Here is a 20,159-nt window from a genome sequence, read left to right as displayed (position 1 = left end):
GTGGGTAGCCGCGCGGGTAAGGTCTGCGGCTGTGAGTGGACGAAACACAGCGTTGACGCCCCCGGCCGATGCCGCCGCCCCGGTCCGGCACCCCGATGCCCCGGCACCCGGCGAGCTCCTCGGTGCGCACTACGAGCACTGCTTCGGCTGCGGCGAGAGCCAGCCGCACGGCCTCCACCTGGAGGCCCGCGCGGGCGAAGGCGTGCGCGTCACCGCGGAGTTCACCGTCAAGCCCGCACACCAGGGTGCTCCCGGACTCGCCCACGGCGGGGTGCTCGCCACCGCGCTCGACGACACGCTGGGCTGCCTGAACTGGCTGCTGCGCGTCATCGCGGTGACGGGGCGGCTGGAGACCGACTTCGTACGGCCCGTGCCCGTGGACACCGTGCTGCACCTGGAGGCCGAGGCCACCGCCGTCGCCGGGCGGAAGATCTACTGCACCGCCGTCGGCCGGATAGGCGGCCCGCAGGGCCCGGTCGCCGTGCGCGCCGACGCCCTCTTCATCGAGGTGAAGGCCGACCACTTCATCGACAACGGACGGCCCGAGGAGATCCGGGCGGCGATGGCCGACCCGGACCAGGTCAGGCGCGCACGCGCCTTCGAGGTGAACCCCTGATGTCCCTGAACCACAACGGACCCCGCCATGAGGTCGACGTGCTGATCCGCCGCGTCGATCCGGAGGTCCCCATTCCCGCGTACGGCCACCCCGGCGACGCCGGCTGCGACCTGGTGACGACCCTGGCCGCGGAGCTGGCGCCCGGCGAGCGGACCGTGCTGCCCACCGGAGTGTCCATCGCCCTGCCCGACGGGTACGCGGCCTTCGTGCACCCCAGGTCCGGCCTGGCCGCACGCTGCGGGCTCGCCCTCGTGAATGCCCCGGGGACGGTGGATGCCGGGTACCGTGGGGAGATCAAGGTGATCGTGGTCAATCTCGACCCTCGCGAGAGCGTCCGGTTCGAGCGTTTCGACCGCATTGCCCAGCTGGTTGTCCAGCGGGTCGAGAAGGTGCGCTTCCACGAGGTGGCGGAACTTCCCGGCTCGGCCCGGGCCGAGGGGGGTTTCGGCTCCACCGGCGGTCATGCGGCCGTGGCCGGATCCGGGGCTGGTCAGCAGGGTGGGAATGGCTACGCTTCGGTCGTTACCGACCGGGAAGGACAGTGACGTGTTCGGACGTCGCAAGAAGAACGACTCCGCCCAGGACGGCGGCGCGGCCGAGCAGGTCGTAGACGGCGTCGAATCCGGTGAGCCGGACGACACGGGCGAGCAGGACGGCGCTGCCACGCCGCGCCGGGTGAACCTGCCGCCCGCCCCGCGGCCCGACGGCCCCTGGGACGTTTCCGAGGTGCTCGGGAACCCGGCCGACGGCCGGGTCGACCTGGGCGGCATCCTCGTACCCGGTGTCGAGGGCATGGAACTGCGCGTCGAGGTCGCGGGTGACGCGATCGTGGCCGCGACCGTGGTCCTGGGCGACAGCGCCGTGCAGCTGCAGGCCTTCGCCGCGCCCAAGAAGGAAGGCATCTGGGGCGAGGTCCGCGAAGAGATCGCCGCGGGCATCACCCAGCAGGGCGGCATCATCGACGAGGCCCAGGGTTCGCTGGGCTGGGAGCTGCGGGCACAGGTGCCCGTACCGCTCCCGGACGGGCAGACCGGCGCCCAGCTGGTCCGCTTCGTCGGCGTCGACGGTCCGCGCTGGTTCCTGCGCGGCGTCATCTCCGGCCAGGGCGCGGTGCGCCCCGAGTCGGCGGGCGTGCTGGAGCAGATCTTCCGGGACACCGTCGTCGTCCGCGGCGACGGCCCGATGGCCCCCCGCGACCCGATCGTCCTGAAGCTGCCGAACGACGCCCAGATGGTGCCGGACGGCGTGCAGACGGAGGAGCAGGAAGGCTCCCGCTTCGGCGGCGGCATGGGCCAGCTGGAGCGCGGCCCGGAGATCACCGAGGTCCGCTGACCCCGGACGGCCCCGTGCGCACAGGGGGCCGTCGCATGTTTTCGGCCGGTGGGCCCCACTCCCTCGGGGTGGGGCCCACCGGCCTTCGCGTGCCCGCCCGCGCCCGTCCGAGCCCACCCGTGCCTGGCCCTGTGTGCCCGCACCCCACCGTGGCCGCCTCCGGCGGCCGTGCGCGGACCGTGCCCGCGGCGTCAGAGATCCGTCAGGGATCGCCGCCCGGACGGTCATCGGTGCGTGGCCATCCCGGACGTCCCCGAGAATGGGCCCATGGGACGCGGCAAGCTCAGGATCTATCTCGGCGCGGCACCCGGTGTGGGCAAGACCTACGCGATGCTCTCCGAGGGCCACCGCAGGGTGGAGCGGGGCGCGGACCTCGTCGTCGGCTTCGTCGAACACCACGGGCGGCCGCGTACCGAGGTCATGCTGCACGGTCTCGAACGGGTGGAGCGCAAGGCCCTCACCTACCGCGGAGCCTCCTTCACCGAGATGGACGTGGACGCGCTGCTCGCCCGCAGGCCCGCCATCGCGCTCGTCGACGAACTCGCCCACACCAACGTGCCCGGTTCGCGCAACGCCAAGCGCTGGCAGGACGTCGAGGAGCTGCTGCGGGCCGGGATCGACGTGGTGTCCACCGTCAACATCCAGCACCTGGAGTCCCTCGGGGACGTGGTCGAGTCGATCACCGGGGTGCGGCAGCGGGAGACCGTGCCCGACGAGGTGGTCCGCCGGGCCGATCAGATCGAGCTGGTCGACATGTCCCCGCAGGCGCTGCGCCGGCGGATGGCGCACGGGAACATATACAAGCCCGAAAAGGTCGACGCGGCCCTGTCCAACTACTTCCGGCCCGGCAACCTCACCGCCCTGCGCGAGCTCGCGCTGCTGTGGGTCGCCGACCGGGCGGACGAGTACCTCCAGCAGTACCGGGGCGAGCACGGCATCCGCTCGACCTGGCAGGCGCGCGAGCGGATCGTCGTCGGGCTGACCGGCGGGCCGGAGGGGCGCACGCTCATCCGGCGCGCCTCGCGGATGGCGGCCAAGGGCTCGGGCAGCGAGATCCTCGCCGTCTACATCGCCCGCAGCGACGGGCTGACCGCGGCCTCGCCGAAGGAGCTGGCGGTCCAGCGGACGCTGGTCGAGGACCTGGGCGGAACGTTTCACCATGTGATCGGCGACAACATCCCGGACGCGCTGCTGGAGTTCGCGCGCGGGGTCAACGCCACCCAGATCGTGCTCGGCTCCAGCCGCCGCCGCTCGTGGCAGTACGTCTTCGGCCCCGGCGTCGGCGCGAGCGTCGCCCGCGACTCGGGACCCGACCTCGACGTGCACATCGTCACGCACGAGGAGGTCGCCAAGGGGCGCGGCCTGCCCGTGGTCCGCTCGGCGGCCCGGCTCGGACGGACCCGGATCCTCGCCGGCTGGCTGGTGGGCGTGGTCCTCCCGCCGCTGCTGTGCCTGTTGCTGACGCACGCCGCCTGGGACCCCGGGCTGGCCAACGACATGCTGCTCTTCCTGTCCCTGACGGTCGCCGCGGCGCTGCTCGGCGGCCTCTGGCCGGCCCTCGCCTCCGCCGCCGTCGGCTCGCTGCTGCTGAACTACTACTTCGCCCCGCCGCTGCACCGGTTCGCCATCTCCGACGCCCGGAACATCGTCGCCATCGTCGTCTTCGTCGGGGTGGCCGTCTCCGTGGCCTCCGTGGTCGACCTGGCCGCGCGGCGCACCCACCAGGCGGCCCGGCTGCGCGCCGAGTCCGAGATCCTCTCCTTCCTGGCCGGCAGCGTGCTGCGCGGGGAGACCACGCTGGACGCCCTGCTGGAGCGGGTGCGCGAGACCTTCGCGATGGAGTCCGTGGCCCTGCTGGAGCGCGCGGACGACGTGGATCCCTGGAAACCGGCCGGCAGCGTCGGCCCGAGCCCCGCCGAGCGGCCCGAGGACGCCGATGTGGACATGCCCATCGGCGACCACATGGCGCTGGCCCTGTCCGGGCGGGTCCTGCCCGCCGAGGACCGCCGGGTGCTGGGCGCCTTCGCGGCCCAGGCGGCCGTGGTCCTGGACCGCCAGCGGCTCGTCGGAGAGGCCGAGGAGGCCCGCCGGCTGGCCGAGGGCAACCGGATCCGGACCGCGCTGCTGGCCGCCGTCAGCCATGACCTCCGTACGCCGCTGGCCTCCATCAAGGCGTCGGTGACCTCCTTGCGCTCCGACGACGTGGAGTGGTCCGAGGAGGACCGGGCCGAGCTCCTGGAAGGCATCGAGGACGGCGCCGACCGCCTCGACCACCTGGTGGGCAACCTGCTCGACATGTCCCGGCTGCAGACCGGCACCGTCACCCCGCTCATCCGGGAGATCTACCTCGACGAGGTGGTCCCGATGGCGCTGGGCGGCGTACCGGAGGACAGCGTGGTGCTGGACGTGCCCGAGACGCTGCCGATGGTGGCGGTGGACCCCGGGCTGCTGGAGCGGTCCGTGGCCAACGTGGTGGAGAACGCCGTCAAGTACAGTCCGCCCGGGAAACCGGTGCTGGTGGCGGCCAGCTGCCTCGGCGACCGCGTCGAGGTACGGGTCGTCGACCGCGGGCCGGGGGTGCCCGAGGAGGCCAAGGGCCGGATCTTCGCCCCCTTCCAGCGGTACGGTGACGCCCCGCGCGGGTCCGGCGTGGGCCTCGGGCTCGCGGTCGCCCGCGGGTTCGCCGAGGCCATGGACGGCACCCTGGCGGCCGAGGACACCCCCGGCGGAGGGCTGACGATGGTGCTCACCCTGCGCGCGGTGCCCCCGGGACCCGTGCCGCAAGGCCCGCTCGAACCGATGGAACCCACGGAACGTGATCACAGCAGTGATCGGATGACGCGACAGAAGGCAGGACCTCAATGACCCGGGTGCTCGTGGTGGAAGACGAGCCGCAGATCGTCCGAGCCCTTGTGATCAATCTGAAGGCACGCAAATACGAGGTCGACGCCGCCGCCGACGGTGCGAGCGCACTGGAGCTCGCGGCGGCCCGCCACCCCGACGTGGTCGTCCTCGACCTCGGGCTGCCCGACATGGACGGCATCGAGGTGATCAAGGGGCTGCGCGGCTGGACCCGCGTGCCGATCCTCGTCCTGTCCGCCCGCCACACCTCCGACGAGAAGGTCGAGGCGCTGGACGCGGGGGCCGACGACTACGTCACCAAGCCCTTCGGCATGGACGAGCTGCTGGCCCGGCTGCGCGCCGCCGTCCGCCGCGCCGAGCCCTCGGCCGGTTCCGGCGAGGACGAGGTGATCGTGGAGACCGAGGGCTTCACGGTGGACCTGGCCGCGAAGAAGGCCGTGCGCGAGGGGCGCGACGTACGCCTGACGCCGACCGAGTGGCACCTGCTGGAGGTGCTCGTCCGCAACGGCGGCAAGCTGGTCAGCCAGAAGCAGCTGCTCCAGGAGGTCTGGGGGCCGTCGTACGGCACCGAGACCAACTATCTGCGGGTCTACATGGCCCAACTGCGGCGCAAGCTGGAGGCGGACCCCTCGCACCCCCGGCACTTCATCACCGAACCGGGCATGGGATACCGCTTCGAGAGGTAGTGGGCACGCCGGTAGGCTTCCTTGTATGAGTGCTGAACCGCGTCCCGAGAAGCCCGCGAAGCCGGCCAGGCCGGCGGGCCGGTTCCGCCGGATGATCGAGCGGCTGTCCACCTCGCAGGAGGAGCTGCATTCGGCGGAGCTGCAGGAGGACGCAGAAGCCGCGGGGTGCACGCGGATCTGCGACTGCCACGACCGTCAGATAGTCAAGGTGACCGGAACCCTGCGTACCGTCACCCTGCGGCCGCGGGCGGGCGTCCCCGCACTGGAAGCGGAGCTGTTCGACGGCTCCGCCGCACTGGACGTGGTCTGGCTCGGGCGTCGCTCGATCGTGGGAATCGAGCCGGGGCGGCGCATGATCGCCTCCGGGCGCATTTCGATGAGTCATGGCCGTCGGGTGCTCTTCAACCCGAAGTACGAACTCCGACCGCTCGGACAGGAGCACTGACCGGTGACGTCATTCGACAAACCGACCACCCCGGAACCCGCCGCCACGCCGTCCGAGGACCAGAGCGCGGTGACGCAGGCGGCGCTGTTCGACGCCTTCGGAGGCATCCGGGGCACCGTGGAGACGATGCTCCCCGGGCTGCTCTTCGTCATGATCTACACGATCAACAAGGACCTGAAGTGGTCCGCCTTCGCCGCGGGCGCCGTCGCGGTGCTCCTGGTGATCGTGCGGCTGCTGCGCAAGGACACGGTGAAGCACGCCTTCAGCGGGGTCTTCGGCGTGGGCGTGGGCGTGGCCTTCGCACTCTTCACGGGCAGCCCGAAGGGCTTCTACCTGCCGGGCATGATCTACGGAGCCGGGCTCGGGGTGGCCTTCACGCTCTCCGCGCTCGTGGGCTTCCCGCTGCTGGGCGTGATCCTGGGCCCGGTGTTCAAGGAGAACCTGTCCTGGCGCACCCGCAACCCCGGGCGCAAGAAGGCGTACACCAAGGCCAGCCTGGCCTGGGGCCTGATCTTCCTCGCCAAGTACGCGATCCTCTTCCCGCTGTACTGGTGGGGTGACGCGACGCAGCTGGGCTGGGTGCTGATCGCGCTGAAGCTGCCGCCGATGGTGCTCGCCGTGTACTTCACCTGGGTCTTCCTGGCGAAGGCGCCGCCGCCGATCGACGTGATCGCGGAGTGGGAGGCGAAGGAGGCCGCTGCGGAGAAGCAGGGGTCCTGAGCCGGACGGACGTGAAGGGGGCGGAGCGACCAGTTGGTCGCTCCGCCCCCTTCGTCGTGCGAGCGTGCCCGCAGGGCTCCTAGTTGCGGGCCTGGAGGAGGTCCTCCAGCTGTTCCTCGCGGGCCTGGGCGGCCACGAAGAGGAGCTCGTCGCCCGGCTCCAGGGTCTCCTCGCCGTGCGGGGTGAGGACCCGGTTGCCGCGGATGATCGTGACCAGCGAGGTGTCCTCCGGCCAGGTGATCTCGCTGATCTGGGTGCCCGCGACCGAGGAGTCGGCCGGCAGGGTCAGCTCGACGAGGTTGGCGTCGCCGTGGCTGAAGCGCAGCAGCCGTACCAGGTCGCCGACGCTGACGGCCTCCTCGACCAGGGCCGACATCAGGCGCGGCGTGGAGACGGCGACGTCGACGCCCCAGGACTCGTTGAAGAGCCACTCGTTCTTCGGGTTGTTCACACGGGCCACCACGCGCGGCACCCCGTACTCGGTCTTGGCGAGCAGCGAGACGACGAGGTTGACCTTGTCGTCGCCGGTCGCCGCGATGACCACGTTGCAGCGCTGGAGCGCGGCCTCGTCGAGCGAGGTGATCTCGCAGGCGTCGGCCAGCAGCCACTCGGCCTGCGGCACCCGCTCCACCGAGATGGCGGTCGGCGCCTTGTCGACCAGGAGCACCTCGTGGCCGTTCTCCAGCAGTTCACCCGCGATGGAGCGACCCACCGCGCCCGCCCCGGCGATCGCGACCCTCATGCGTGTGCCTCCTCAGGCCCTTCGGCGAACGCCGCCTCGACCTTGTCGATCTCGTCCGTACGCATCATCACGTGGACGAGGTCGCCCTCCTGGAGGACGGTCGCCGACGTGGGCAGCATGGCCTCGCCCAAGCGGGTGAGGAAGGCGACGCGGACGCCGGTCTCCTCCTGGAGCTTGCTGACCTTGTGCCCGATCCAGGCGGCGGAGGTGTGCACCTCGGCGAGCTGCACGCCGCCGCTCGGGTCGCGCCACAGCGGCTCGGCGCCCGACGGCAGCAGCCGGCGCAGCATCTGGTCCGCGGTCCACCGCACGGTGGCGACGGTGGGGATGCCGAGGCGCTGGTAGACCTCGGCGCGCTTGGGGTCGTAGATGCGGGCGGCGACGTTCTCGACGCCGAACATCTCCCGGGCCACGCGGGCAGCGATGATGTTGGAATTGTCACCACTGCTGACGGCGGCGAAGGCGCCCGCGTCCTCGATTCCCGCCTCCCTCAGGGTGTCCTGGTCGAAGCCGACCCCGGTGACGCGGCGGCCGCCGAATCCGGCGCCGAGCCGGCGGAATGCGGTGGGGTCCTGGTCGACGACGGCGACCGTGTGTCCCTGCTGTTCCAGGGTTTGCGCGAGGGCGGAGCCCACTCTTCCGCAGCCCATAATGACGATGTGCACGGCCGTCCTTCCGGCTGTCAGCGACTCGCTGGTTTCCAGCCTCATTGCATGCTCTGGTTTAACAGGGTCTCAGACCATGGCCCAAGCTACACACGGGTGGTCACCGATGGGACCTCTTCGGTCGCGGTCCCGCGGTCCCTCGGGCGTTTGGGCGACGTAGGGACGACGTATGCACTGCGTATAGGCGGCGCAATGCCGTACGGGCGGGGTGCGGGTTCGTCAGGCTGATTTCGAACGCTTACGATCCTCTGCGTGTCCAAACTGACCGACGTGCCCAAACGGATCCTGATCGGCCGGGCGCTACGCAGCGACCGCCTCGGAGAAACCCTCCTGCCCAAGCGGATCGCCCTTCCCGTCTTCGCCTCCGACCCGCTCTCCTCCGTGGCATATGCCCCTGGCGAGGTCCTGCTGGTCCTGTCGATCGCGGGCGTGTCGGCGTACCAGTACAGCCCGTGGATCGCGCTCGCGGTCGTCGTGCTGATGTTCACGGTCGTCGCGTCCTACCGGCAGAACGTCCACGCCTACCCGAGCGGTGGTGGCGACTACGAGGTGGCCAACACCAACCTCGGACCCAGGGCCGGTCTCACCGTCGCGAGCGCCCTGCTCGTCGACTACGTCCTGACCGTCGCCGTCTCGATCTCCTCCGGAGTCGAGAACCTCGGATCCGCGGTGCATTTCGTCATCGAGCACAAGGTGCTCTCGGCGACCGTCATGATCCTTCTGCTCACGCTGATGAACCTGCGCGGTGTGAAGGAATCCGGCAAGCTCTTCGCGATCCCGACCTACGTCTTCGTCGCCGCCGTATTCGTCATGATCGGCTGGGGTGCCTGGAAGGGCATCGTCCTCGGCGAGACCCTGACGGCGCCGACCGCCGACCTCGAGATCAAACCCGAGCAACAGGGGCTGGCCGGCTTCGCGATGGTCTTCCTGCTGCTGAGGGCCTTCTCATCCGGCTGTGCGGCCCTGACCGGCGTCGAGGCCATCAGCAACGGCGTACCCGCCTTCCGCAAGCCGAAGAGCAAGAACGCCGCGTCCACCCTCGCCTACATGGGCGGCCTGGCGGTCACCATGTTCTGCGGGATCATCGGCCTGGCCATGGCCAGCGACGTGAGGATGGCCGAGAACCCCGCCGAGGACCTGCTGGCGAACGGCGTCCCGGTCGGCCCCGAATACATCCAGAACCCGGTGATCTCGCAGGTGGCCGAGGCCGTCTTCGGTGACGGCAGCTTCCTCTTCATCCTGCTGGCCGCGGCCACCGCGCTGGTGCTCTTCCTGGCGGCGAACACCGCGTACAACGGCTTCCCGCTGCTCGGTTCGATCCTCGCGCAGGACCGCTACCTGCCGCGCCAGCTGCACACCCGGGGCGACCGGCTCGCCTTCTCCAACGGCATCGTGCTCCTCGCCGGCGCGGCCATCCTGCTCGTCTGGATCTACGACGCGGACTCGACCAAGCTGATCCAGCTCTACATCGTCGGCGTGTTCGTCTCCTTCACGCTGAGCCAGATCGGCATGGTCCGGCACTGGAACCGTCACCTGAAGACGGAGCGCGAGGTCGCAGCCCGCCGCCGGATGCACCGCTCCCGGGCGATCAACGCCTTCGGCGCCTTCTTCACCGGCATGGTGCTGGTCATCGTCCTCGCCACCAAGTTCACCCACGGTGCCTGGGTGGCCCTGCTCGGCATGCTGATCTTCTACGGCACCATGAGCGCGATCCGCAAGCACTACGACCGCGTCTCCGCCGAGATCGCGGCCGCCGAGGGCCCCAGCGACGACAGCGTGCGGCCCTCCCGGGTCCACTCCATCGTCCTGGTCTCCAAGGTCCACAAGCCCACGCTGCGGGCCCTGGCCTTCGCCAAGCTGACCCGCTCGGACACCCTGGAAGCGCTCAGCATCAGCGTGGACCCGGCCGAGACCAAGGCGCTGCGCGACGAGTGGGACCGGCGCGGGATCAACGTCCCGCTCAAGATCCTCGACTCGCCGTACCGCGAGATCACCCGCCCGGTGGTCGAGTACGTGAAGGGCCTGCGCAGCGAGAACCCGCGCGACGCCGTCAGCGTCTACATCCCGGAGTACGTCGTCGGGCGCTGGTACGAGCACCTGCTGCACAACCAGAGCGCGCTGCGCCTCAAGGGCCGGCTGCTCTTCACGCCCGGTGTGATGGTCACCTCGGTGCCCTACCAGCTGGAGTCCTCGGAGCTCGCCAAGAAGCGGGCGAAGAAGCGTCAGGACTGGAACGCCCCGGGCGCCGTGCGCCGCGGCCCGGTGGACACCCCGCGACCACCGAAGGAGCCCACCTCGAAGCGCTGAGCCGGGTGACCGGTTGGTGAACGGCCGGACGAGATCCACGTAAACTGGTGGGTCGGTCGTCCGGCCGTTCCCCGTTTCAGGTTTTTGGAGTCTTCCCACCATGACGAGCGCCGAGCAGAACGAGAAGCAGTCACTGGTGGGGGAGGAGTACGAGGTCGAGGTCGGCCCCGTCGCGCACGGTGGGCACTGCATCGCCCGCACCGAGGACGGTCGTGTCCTGTTCGTCCGCCACACCCTGCCCGGCGAGAAGGTCGTCGCCAAGGTCACCGAGGGCGACGTCGACTCCCGCTACCTGCGCGCCGACGCGATCACCGTGCTCGACGCCTCCAAGGACCGCGTCGAGGCCCCCTGTCCGTACGCCGGCCCCGGCAAGTGCGGCGGCTGCGACTGGCAGCACGCCAAGCCGGGCGCGCAGCGCCGGCTCAAGGGCGAGGTCGTCGCCGAGCAGCTGAAGCGGCTCGCCGGGCTCACCCCGGAGGAAGCCGGCTGGGACGGCACCGTGATGCCCGCCGAGGGCGACAAGCTGCCGGCCGGTCAGGTGCCGCAGTGGCGCACCCGCGTGCAGTTCGCGATCGACGAGGACGGCAACGCGGGCCTGCGCAAGCACCGCTCGCACGACATCGAACTGATCGACCACTGCATGATCGCCGCCCCGGGTGTCTCGGAGCTCGGCATCGAGCAGCAGGACTGGCCGCAGATGGCCACGGTCGAGGCGATCGCCGCGACCGGCTCCCAGGACCGCCAGGTCGTCCTGACCCCGCGCCCCGGCGGCCGCCTCCCGCTCGTGGAGCTGGACAAGCCGGTCTCGGTCCTGCGCGTCGAGGAGAAGGACGGCGGCGTGCACCGCGTCCACGGCCGCCCCTTCGTACGGGAGCGCGCAGACGGCCGTACGTACCGCGTGGGCATGGGCGGCTTCTGGCAGGTCCACCCGCAGGCCGCCGACACCCTGATCAAGGCCGTCATGCAGGGCCTGATGCCGCGCAAGGGCGAGATGGCGCTCGACCTGTACTGCGGCGTCGGCATCTTCGCGGGCGCGCTGGCGGAGCGCCTCGGCGAGACGGGCGCGGTGCTCGCCATCGAGTCGACGAAGCGCGCGGTCGAGGACGCCCGGCACAACCTGGCGGACTTCCCGCGGGTCCGCGTGGAGCAGGGCAAGGTCGAGCAGATCCTCCCGAAGACCGGGATCACCGAGTGCGACCTGGTCGTCCTGGACCCGCCCCGCGCGGGCGCGGGCAAGCAGACGGTCCGCCACATCGCGGGCCTCTCGGCCCGCCGCGTCGCGTACGTGGCGTGCGACCCGGCAGCCCTGGCCCGAGACCTGGGTTACTTCAAGGAAGCCGGCTACCGAGTCCGCACCCTCCGCGTCTTCGACCTCTTCCCGATGACGCACCACGTGGAGTGCGTCGCGATCCTGGAGCCGATCGCGAAGAGCGCCTGACCTGTAGGTTTCCCGGACTGTGTCATGTGCATTGTGGGCGTCACGGGCGATATCTCGACGCTGAGATGACGCCCGTGACGCTCGTTCTGATGTGGTGTCAGGTGACGAATCCCGCAGGTGACGGTGGGCCGGAGTCCTCCTGCAGGAGGTGGGACACTGCCCAGTACAAGCTCAGAAGCAGTCGCTCGCCCAGGGGTACTTCGGCACCCGGCCTGCGCATCCCCATCTCGCCGTAGTGGGAGTCCGCCGCACCTGGTTTGTTTCGCCATCTTCCAACGCCTTGCCGAGATTTCGTTGTGGCAGCTCGTGCAGGCACCCGGGCCGATCGGCAAGAGCACGTCGACGGAGTCCCATAGCTGAACCTTGGGACGCTGGCTGCTGCCTCTGGCAAAGTGATCGTTACTGCTAGACGATTCTCGTGAGGAACCTTGTGAGCACGCTCGGTAGCTTCATCTGGTCAATCGCTGACCAGCTTCGGGGCCCCTATCGCCCCAACCAGTACGGGACGGTGATTCTTCCGTTTACGATCCTGAGACGGCTTGATTGCGTACTTGAGCCGGACCGCGCGGCGGTACGGGAGCTGGCTGCGAGCTACGAGAACCCGAACCGGCTCAAGGTCGAGGTCAAGAAGGCCACGGGGCGGACCTTCTACAACACCTCCAACTACGAGTTCGCGAACCTCCTGGCCGACGCGGACGGGCTGGCGGACAACCTAGCTGACTACATCGACCGGTTCTCCGCCGACGTGGACGTGTTCGAGTACTTCGACTTCAAGAAGGAGATCCTGGCCTTGGAGAAGGCCGGGCTCTTGCGCGAGATCGTCAAGTCCTTCGGCGCTGTCGACCTGCATCCCGGCGTGGTGTCCAACGCGGACATGGGGGATGCGTTCGAGTACGTCATCCGCAAGTTCAACGAGGCCGCAAACGAGACTTCCGGAGACCACTACACGCCGCGCGACGCGATCCGGCTTTTGGTCGACCTGCTGTTCGCGGAGAAGGATGCCGACCTCTCCGAGGGCGGCATCATCCGGTCGTTGTACGACCCCACCGCCGGCACCGGCGGTATGCTCTCCTTGGCAGAGGAGCACCTGCTCACCCAGAACCCCGATGCGAAGCTGAGCCTGTACGGTCAGGAGTACAACCCTCAGTCGTACGCAATTTGCAAGTCCGACCTGATTGCCAAGGGCCACGACGCGACCAACATCGCCTTCGGTAACACGCTCACCGACGACGCCTTCAAGGGCCGCCAGTTCGACTATTGCATGTCCAACCCACCCTACGGGGTGGACTGGAAGCAGTACGCCAAGGCAGTCAAAAAGGAGCGCGACTCTGCTGGCCCCTACGGTCGCTTTGCGCCGGGCCTCCCAGCGATCTCGGACGGGCAGATGCTCTTCCTGCTCCATCTGACCCACAAGATGCGCGCACCCGAGGACGGCGGTGGCCGTGTCGGCATCATCATGAACAGCGCGCCGCTGTTCAACGGCGCCGCCGAGACCGGCCCCTCCAACATCCGCAGGTGGCTGCTGGAGAAGGACCTGGTGGAGGCGATCGTTGCGTTGCCGACCAATATGTTCTTCAACACCGGCATCCCCACCTGCATCTGGATCCTCGACAACAGCAAGCGCCCCGACCGCCAGGGCAAGGTCCAACTCATCGACGCCACGTCGTTCTGGACCAAGATGCGCAAGAGTCTCGGGTCGAAGAACCGCGAGATCAGCAACGATGACCGCGCAAAGATCGTGCAGTTGTACGCCGACTTCGAGGGCGCCGATCCCGACCTTTCCAAGGTGCTGCGCAACGAGGCGTTCGGCTACTGGAGCATCAGCGTAGAACGCCCGCAGTTGGACGAAGGCGGTAGGCCGGTCGTCGACCGCAAGGGCAACCCGAAGGCTGACTCGAAAAAGCGCGACACCGAAAACGTGCCCTTCACCTACGGCAGCTCGACGGCTGGAGCAGCGGGGGAGCAAGAGGTCGTCCAGGCGTACTTCGATGCCGAGGTGAAGCCCCATGTGCCCGACGCCTGGATCGACTGGAGCAAGATCAAAACCGGTTACGAGATTCCCTTCGCCCGCCACTTCTTCAAGTACGTCCCGCCCCGCCCGCTCGCCGAGATCGACGCTGATCTGGAGAAGCAGATCGCCAAGATCATTGAATTGCTGCGAGAGGTTGAAAAATGAGTCGGGTGACCTGGCAAAATATCCCACTCAAGCGAATCGTCAGTTCTGTTCAAAGCGGGACCAGCGTGAATGGTGCCCCCTGGCCGGCTCAAGGTGATGAGCTGGGTGTACTCAAAACGAGCGCAGTTTACGGTGGAGTCTTCAGGGCGGAAGAGAACAAACAGGTCGATAGCTATGACCTGGATCGGGTGTCGTGCGCGGTTCAAGTGGGCTCGCTGGTCGTGAGCAGGATGAACACAAAGCAGCACCTGGGTGTTGCTGCCGTGGTGCTTCAGAGCCACCCAAATCTATACCTTCCAGACCGATTGTGGGCGGTGACCCTTTGTGGTGCTGACCCGCGATTTATCGGTTGGTGGACAAAGACTCAGGCTTACCGAAACCAGGTGGAGGCTGTCTGCGTTGGAACGAGTTCCTCAATGCAGAACATCAGTCAGGGTGACTTCCTGGATATGCGGATCAATCTTCCGGATGTCGAAACGCAGCATGCCATTGCTGACTACCTCGATCGGGAGACGGCCCGCATCGACACGCTCATCGAGGAACAGCAGCGCTTGATCGAGATGCTCCGCGAGCGGCGGCGAGCAGTGTGCCTCACCGTAGTGACACGTGGAGTGGATGATGGCGTTGAATTGGTCGAGTCCGGGGAACCTACGATTGGTCTGATGCCCGCGCATTGGGCACTGCGCGCTGTTCGTCATTGGCTCGTCAGTTTGGATGGTTTCCGTGTCCCGTTGAGTTCGGAAGAACGGGGAACGAGGCAAGGCGAATTCGACTACTATGGCGCATCAGGGGTAATCGACCATGTCGACAACTTCCTGTTCGATGAACCTCTAGTTCTTGTCTCAGAGGACGGCGCGAATTTGTTGGCACGCTCAACGCCGATTTCCTTCTCGGCTAAGGGGCGCTACTGGGTCAACAACCATGCTCATGTGCTTCGCCCGATCGCTGGTGACGTCGACTTCTGGGCGAGTCGGCTGGAGGCGCTCGATGTGAGCCCTTTCGTGTCTGGCTCGGCACAGCCGAAGTTGACCGCAGGCGCCCTAATGGCACTGAGGGTCTCTGCCCCAACAGATATCGATGAGCAGCGCCGCATCAGTGCATATTTGGGCGAGCAGACTGCAAGAATCGACAGGTTGATCGCTGAAACGGAGAGTTTCATCGAGATTTCGCAAGAGCGCCGGACGGCACTGATCACGGCGGCGGTAACGGGGCAGATCGACGTCCGAAAGGTGGCGTGATGGCCGACCATAACGAGGCGGTCTTCGAGAAGGAGATCTGCGAGTACCTGCGGGATCACGGCTGGCTGTACTCGAAGAACGACCGCGATGGTGGCGAGTACGACCAAGAGCGGGCGCTGTTCCCGTCAGATCTGTTCGCATGGCTGGAGGCGACGCAGAAGGCAGCCTACGAGAAGGCGCTGAAGGCGGCGGGGTCGCAGGCGAAGTTCCTCGACGTGCTGATCACGGCGCTCGACCGGCCGTTGGAACATGGCGGTGGGACGCTCAACATCCTGCGCAACGGGGTGCAGTACATCGGCGGTGGTCGGTTGAAGATGGCGCAGTTCCGTCCGGAGACGTCGCTCAACGACACGACGGCCGGGCACTACGAGGCGATGCGGGTGCGGGTAGTGCGGCAGGTGTACTTCTCGTCCGCCGACCAGCGCAGGTTCGACTTGGTGTTCTTCGTCAACGGGCTCCCGGTGGCCACCGTAGAGCTGAAGACCGACTTCACCCAGTCGCTGGACGAGGCGATCAACCAGTACAAGCAGGATCGCAATCCGTTGACGAACGGGCGGCCGGAGCCGTTGCTGTCGTTTGGCCACCGCGCGTTGGTGCACTTCGCGGTCTCGAACGACCTGGCAGCAATGACCACGAGGCTAGAGGGGGAGAAGACCCACTTCTTGCCGTTCAACATCGGCTTCGACAGCGGTGCCGGCAACCCGTCCGGCACGGAGGGACGGTCCTCGACGGCGTACCTCTGGGAACGCGTCTGGGAGAAGCATGCCTGGCTGGACATCGTCGGGCGGCTGATGATCGTGCAGACCAAGGAAGAGTGGGACGTCACCACCGGCACGTCGGTGCGGCGTACGAGCATGCTCTTCCCGCGGTTCCACCAGTGGGAGGCCGTCACGAGCATCGTCGAGGCGGTGAAGGAGGAGGGCGTTGGGCAGCGGTACCTAATTGAGCACTCGGCCGGGTCGGGGAAGACGAACACCATCGCCTGGACGGCCCACCGGCTGGCGCGACTGCATGTCGATGATCGGAAGGTGTTCGACTCGGTCATCGTAGTCGTGGACCGCACCGTGCTCGACTCTCAGCTGCAGGATGCGATCCGGCAGATTGACGGCACCGGCAAGATCGTCGCAACTATCAGCCCCGAGGACGTCCGCAAGGCCGGCGCGAAGTCGAAGTCTGGTCTGCTGGCGCAGGCGTTGAAGAACGGTGAGCTAATCATCGCGGTGACGGTGCAGACCTTCCCGCATGCGCTGGACGAGATCAGGACCGACGCTGGCCTGAAGGGCAAGCAGTTCGCCGTCATTGCTGATGAGGCACACTCCTCCCAGTCGGGTCAGATCTCCTCGAAGCTGAAGCAGGTGCTGACCGCTGAGGAGGTCAAGGAGATCGAGGAGGGCGGCGAGGTCGATGTGGAGTCGGTGCTGGCCTCGGAGATGACCGAGCGGGCCGAGTCGGAGAACATCTCTTACTTCGCCTTCACCGCGACGCCGAAGAGCAAGACCCTCGAACTGTTCGGCCGTAAGGGGCCTGACGGGAAGCCGTGCGCATTCCAGCTGTACTCGATGAAGCAGGCGATCGAGGAGGGCTACATCCTCGACGTGCTCAAGGGCTATCAGTCCTACGACACCGCGCTGAAGATCGCCGGCAGGGCCGAGAGCGGTGATGGGGGAGAGGTCGAGGAGGCCGCCGCCCGCAAGGGGCTGATGAGGTGGGTTCAGCTCCACCCGACGAACGTCAGCCAGAAGGTGCAGATCATCGTCGAGCACTTCCACGCCAACGTCGCCTACCTCCTCGAAGGCAAGGCGAAGGCGATGGTGGTGACCGACTCGCGCAAGTCCGCGGTGAAATACAAGCTGGCGATAGATGCCTACATCGCCAAGCGCCGCGCCGAGGACGCCGCGTATAACTACCGCACCTTGGTCGCCTTTTCGGGCGGGGTGACGATGCCCGAGGGCGAGACCTGGCACAGCGACTGGGGTCCGCAGCCGTCGCAGGACGACCAGTTCACCGAGGCCAATATGAACCCCGGCGCCGGGGCTGATCTGGCGGCTGCGTTCAAGGGCGACACGTACAAGATCATGCTGGTCGCCAACAAGTTCCAGACCGGCTTCGACCAGCCCCTGCTCTCGGCGATGTACATCGACAAGAAGCTGTCCGGGGTCACCGCGGTGCAGACGCTGTCGCGGCTCAACCGCACCCACCGCACCGCTGGTGGAGAGCAGAAGCGCAAGACGTTCGTCATCGACTTCGCCAACAAGCCTGAGGACATCAAGGCGGCCTTCGAGCCGTACTTCATGAACGCGACCCTGGAGACTGAGACCGATCCGTACGTCGTCGTCCACCTGGCCAACAAGCTTGCCCAGGCCGGAATCTACACCGAGGACGATGTCCGTAAGGTCGCCGAGCTGTGGGTGACCAGGAAGGGCAACAACAGGCTCTCGGCGGCGATCAGCCCGGCGCAGCACGACTTCCGGCGCCGCTACGCGCGAGCGATCGAGAATGAGGACAAGGTCGCGCTCCAGGTGCTCGACCTGTTCCGTAAGGACGTCTCCACCTACGTACGTCTCTATGACTTCATGTCTCAGATCGTCGACTACGGCGATCCCTACATGGAGATGCTCTCGATCTTCCTTCGCCTGCTGGAGAAGGTCATCGCCGAGTCCGCTTGGGCAGCCGACGTGGATCTCTCCGACGTGGTGCTGGTCGGGGTCAAGCACAACAAGGCGATCCCGGTCGACATCTCACTCGTGGGTGACGGACAGCTGAAGGGCATTAGCGCCGCTGGCACGGGCGCGAAGAAGGATCCGAAGTACGTCGCGCTTCAGGTCGTCATAGACAGGATGAACGACCTCTTCGGCGCCGAAACGTTCGCTGCCTCCCAGATTAGGGAGTTCGTACAGGGTCTCGTGCAGCGGCTGCTTGCCGACCCGAACCTGGTCCAGCAAACCAAGGTGAACTCTAAAAAGCAGTTTCTGGAGTCACAGGACTTCCAAGCAGCCGTCACAGAGGCAGTCGCAGACAACCAGGATGCACACAACACGATGGCTGACTACTTCTTCACCGACGGGCCGGCCATCAACGCGATCGTCCTCGCCCTCGCGGATGCCTTCTACGAAGCGGCGGTTGATCAGCAGGCGGAGTCTTAGAGCGTGCCTTATGCGGTGAGGTGAATGGGGCGCTTGTAGCAGCAGATGTCCGCTGCGCGACAGAGGAAGGCCAGGTAGTTTCGGGGGGCGTTTGTAGGGGTGGTTGAGCCGGTAACAGCCGGTCAGCCAGGACATGGTCCGTTCGATGACTCACCGGCGACTCCAAGTGCCTCTGGTCTGACCTGGAGGTGCGTTCACGCTGTACTGGAGTGTGCGTCAAGCGACCGCGCGTTATGCCCCTACTGCACGCAATGCATAGTCGCTCAGGCGCGATCTGCTCCTGATATTTCGCTGACCTGGGGTTTTCGTTCACATGTTTCTGATCCACGTGTAAACGATGACGCACTACGTGGAGTGCGTGGCGATCCTGGAGCCGATCAGGGAAGACGCCTGACCTGTGGGTCTGTGAGTGAGCGTCATGCGCGGTGTGGGGTTTTGGCTGCGAGGTGGATGGTCAGGGCGCCCGTTAGGCCTGCTGCGGCGAAGGTGATGAAGGCCCACTGGTGTGCGCCGTGGGCGATGACGGCTCCGCCCAGTGCGGGGCCCAGGACTGCGCCGAGGCGGCCGACTCCGGTGGCCCAGCCCAGGGCGGCGGAGAGTTGTGGGGCCGGGTAGAGGGTGGGGACGGTGGCGTACACCATGACCTGGGCGCTGAACAGCCAGATGCCGGTGGCGGCGACGATCACGTAGGTGACGGGGAGCGGCAGCCGCAGGGTGAGCAGCAGGGCGCCGGCCGCGGTCAGCAGGAACCAGAGCGCCGAGACGCGGGCGGCTCCGAACCGGGTGGCGACGGTGCCCGCGATCAGCATGCCGACGATCCCGCCCGCGTTGATGACGAGGAGGAAGGCGACCGAGGACGTGGGGCCGTATCCGGCGGCCCGCATGAGCTGGGGCAGCCAGGTGCTCACGCCGTAGACGAGCAGCAGTCCGCAGAAGGACGCGGCCCACAGCAGCGGAGTGGCCCGGCGGCCGGTGCCGTGGAACAGCGCTATGGCGGTGTGCCAGCGGGCCCTGGCACCGGCCGCCGGCGCCGTTGTGGTGTGCGGGGGACGCAGGCCGTAGCGGTGGGCCAGCTTCCTGGCCTCGGCCGTGCGCCCCTTGGCGAGCAGGACGGCCGGGGACTCGGGCAGCAGCCACAGCAGCAGCGGTACGGCCACCAGTGCGGGCACGGCCCCGGCCCAGAAGACCGCGCGCCAGCCGCTGTCGGCCGCCAGGGTGAGGCCCAGGCCGGTCGCGAGCATGCCGCCGACGTGGTACGAGGTCATCAGCGCGCCGGCGGTCAGGGCGGCGCGGGCGCCCGGCGCGAACTCCATCACCATGCTCAGGCAGACGGGCATGACCCCGCCGAGGCCGAGACCGGTGACGAACCGGCCCAGTCCGAACGCCTCGACTCCCTGGGCGGCGGCGCACAGCGCCGAGCCGGCCGAGAACAGCAGGGTGCCGCCGACGAGCACCGGCCGACGGCCGGTCCAGTCGGTGAGGTTGCCCGCGGCCAAGGCCCCGACGAGCATGCCGAAGGTGGTCCAGCTGCCGACGGTCCCGGCGGTGGCGGAGGTGAGGCCCAGTCCGGGGTCGGCGAGCATCCGGGGCATCACCGCGCCGTAGACGTTGACGTCCATGCCGTCGAGCAGGACGACCAGCCAGCACAGGGCCAGTACGACCAGGGGCCGACGGCGGCGGGCCGGACGGTGGCCCGCCGCGGCGGCGGCCTGCTGCCCGCTCAGGGCCGGGGCGATGCTCATGCGGCGAGGGCCGCTTCCGGGATGCACCGGCCGCGGCCGGTGGAGGG

Annotated in this window: 15 protein-coding genes and 1 pseudogene; 12 read left to right on the top strand and 4 right to left on the bottom strand. The window is 67.9% G+C overall.

The window, feature by feature from the left end; translation table 11 throughout:
• Positions 1–31: 31 nt before the first annotated feature.
• The 7 genes from AB0D29_RS19080 (at position 32) to AB0D29_RS19050 (ending at position 6,661) form a co-directional block, all read left to right on the top strand.
• Positions 32–616 carry a PaaI family thioesterase gene (locus AB0D29_RS19080; protein ID WP_362855542.1) on the top strand — a complete coding sequence of 195 codons (585 nt, stop codon included), beginning with the start codon at positions 32–34 and terminating at the stop codon, positions 614–616.
• Complete coding sequence (gene dut, locus AB0D29_RS19075) at positions 616–1,161, top strand: dUTP diphosphatase (protein WP_362855541.1); 546 nt, start codon at positions 616–618, stop codon at positions 1,159–1,161. Before AB0D29_RS19080 ends, dut begins: the two co-directional genes overlap by 1 nt.
• Position 1,162: 1 nt before the next feature.
• The gene (locus AB0D29_RS19070) at positions 1,163–1,948 is read left to right on the top strand and encodes a DUF3710 domain-containing protein (RefSeq protein WP_362855539.1); all 786 of its coding nucleotides are present in this window, start codon (positions 1,163–1,165) and stop codon (positions 1,946–1,948) included.
• A 267-nt stretch (positions 1,949–2,215) separates the two neighbouring features.
• Positions 2,216–4,813, top strand: coding sequence for a sensor histidine kinase KdpD (locus AB0D29_RS19065; protein WP_362855537.1), 2,598 nt, complete (start codon positions 2,216–2,218; stop codon positions 4,811–4,813).
• Entirely contained in the window at positions 4,810–5,496 is a 687-nt protein-coding gene (locus AB0D29_RS19060) for a response regulator (protein ID WP_351288719.1), read from the top strand. Before AB0D29_RS19065 ends, AB0D29_RS19060 begins: the two co-directional genes overlap by 4 nt.
• A gap of 25 nt (positions 5,497–5,521) precedes the next feature.
• Positions 5,522–5,941, top strand: a complete 420-nt coding sequence (locus AB0D29_RS19055) for an OB-fold nucleic acid binding domain-containing protein (RefSeq protein ID WP_125816976.1) — start codon at positions 5,522–5,524, stop codon at positions 5,939–5,941.
• Between the two features lie 3 nt (positions 5,942–5,944).
• Positions 5,945–6,661, top strand: coding sequence for a DUF3159 domain-containing protein (locus tag AB0D29_RS19050; protein WP_351584564.1), 717 nt, complete (start codon positions 5,945–5,947; stop codon positions 6,659–6,661).
• Between the two features lie 79 nt (positions 6,662–6,740).
• Here AB0D29_RS19050 and AB0D29_RS19045 read toward each other — a convergent pair whose 3' ends face one another.
• Together AB0D29_RS19045 and AB0D29_RS19040 are read right to left on the bottom strand one after the other, a co-directional pair.
• The gene (locus AB0D29_RS19045; protein ID WP_362855536.1) at positions 6,741–7,403 is read right to left on the bottom strand and encodes a TrkA family potassium uptake protein; all 663 of its coding nucleotides are present in this window, start codon (positions 7,401–7,403) and stop codon (positions 6,741–6,743) included.
• Complete coding sequence (locus AB0D29_RS19040; RefSeq protein WP_030385679.1) at positions 7,400–8,068, bottom strand: TrkA family potassium uptake protein; 669 nt, start codon at positions 8,066–8,068, stop codon at positions 7,400–7,402. The genes AB0D29_RS19045 and AB0D29_RS19040 overlap by 4 nt, the downstream gene beginning before the upstream one ends.
• A 252-nt stretch (positions 8,069–8,320) precedes the next feature.
• Here AB0D29_RS19040 and AB0D29_RS19035 point away from each other — a divergent pair, with 252 nt between their 5' ends.
• The 5 genes from AB0D29_RS19035 to AB0D29_RS19015 all read left to right on the top strand — a co-directional run bounded on the left by AB0D29_RS19035 (position 8,321) and on the right by AB0D29_RS19015 (position 18,370).
• Positions 8,321–10,375, top strand: a complete 2,055-nt coding sequence (locus AB0D29_RS19035; protein ID WP_362855535.1) for an APC family permease — start codon at positions 8,321–8,323, stop codon at positions 10,373–10,375.
• Positions 10,376–10,475: 100 nt separating this feature from the next.
• Positions 10,476–11,813: a class I SAM-dependent RNA methyltransferase gene (locus tag AB0D29_RS19030; RefSeq protein WP_362855533.1), complete on the top strand. Its 1,338-nt coding sequence runs from the start codon at positions 10,476–10,478 to the stop codon at positions 11,811–11,813.
• A gap of 430 nt (positions 11,814–12,243) precedes the next feature.
• On the top strand, positions 12,244–13,989 hold the full coding sequence (locus tag AB0D29_RS19025; protein WP_362855532.1) for a class I SAM-dependent DNA methyltransferase: 1,746 nt from the start codon (positions 12,244–12,246) through the stop codon (positions 13,987–13,989).
• 5 nt (positions 13,990–13,994) lie between these two features.
• A complete protein-coding gene (locus AB0D29_RS19020) occupies positions 13,995–15,227 on the top strand; it encodes a restriction endonuclease subunit S (RefSeq protein WP_362855531.1) in 1,233 nt (410 codons plus the stop codon).
• Entirely contained in the window at positions 15,227–18,370 is a 3,144-nt protein-coding gene (locus tag AB0D29_RS19015; protein ID WP_362855529.1) for a type I restriction endonuclease, read from the top strand. Before AB0D29_RS19020 ends, AB0D29_RS19015 begins: the two co-directional genes overlap by 1 nt.
• 8 nt (positions 18,371–18,378) lie before the next feature.
• Here AB0D29_RS19015 and AB0D29_RS19010 read toward each other — a convergent pair.
• Positions 18,379–18,520 (bottom strand): annotated as a pseudogene (locus tag AB0D29_RS19010) (IS5/IS1182 family transposase); the annotation flags it as partial.
• A gap of 266 nt (positions 18,521–18,786) precedes the next feature.
• Entirely contained in the window at positions 18,787–20,112 is a 1,326-nt protein-coding gene (locus tag AB0D29_RS19005) for an MFS transporter (protein WP_362855528.1), read from the bottom strand.
• Positions 20,113–20,159: the final 47 nt, after the last annotated feature.

Source organism: Streptomyces sp. NPDC048424, assembly GCF_040651555.1.
Taxonomy (GTDB): Bacteria; Actinomycetota; Actinomycetes; order Streptomycetales; family Streptomycetaceae; genus Streptomyces.
The sequence above is the reverse complement of the archived record's forward strand: the minus strand, read 5'-3'. Positions and strand labels throughout refer to the sequence as shown.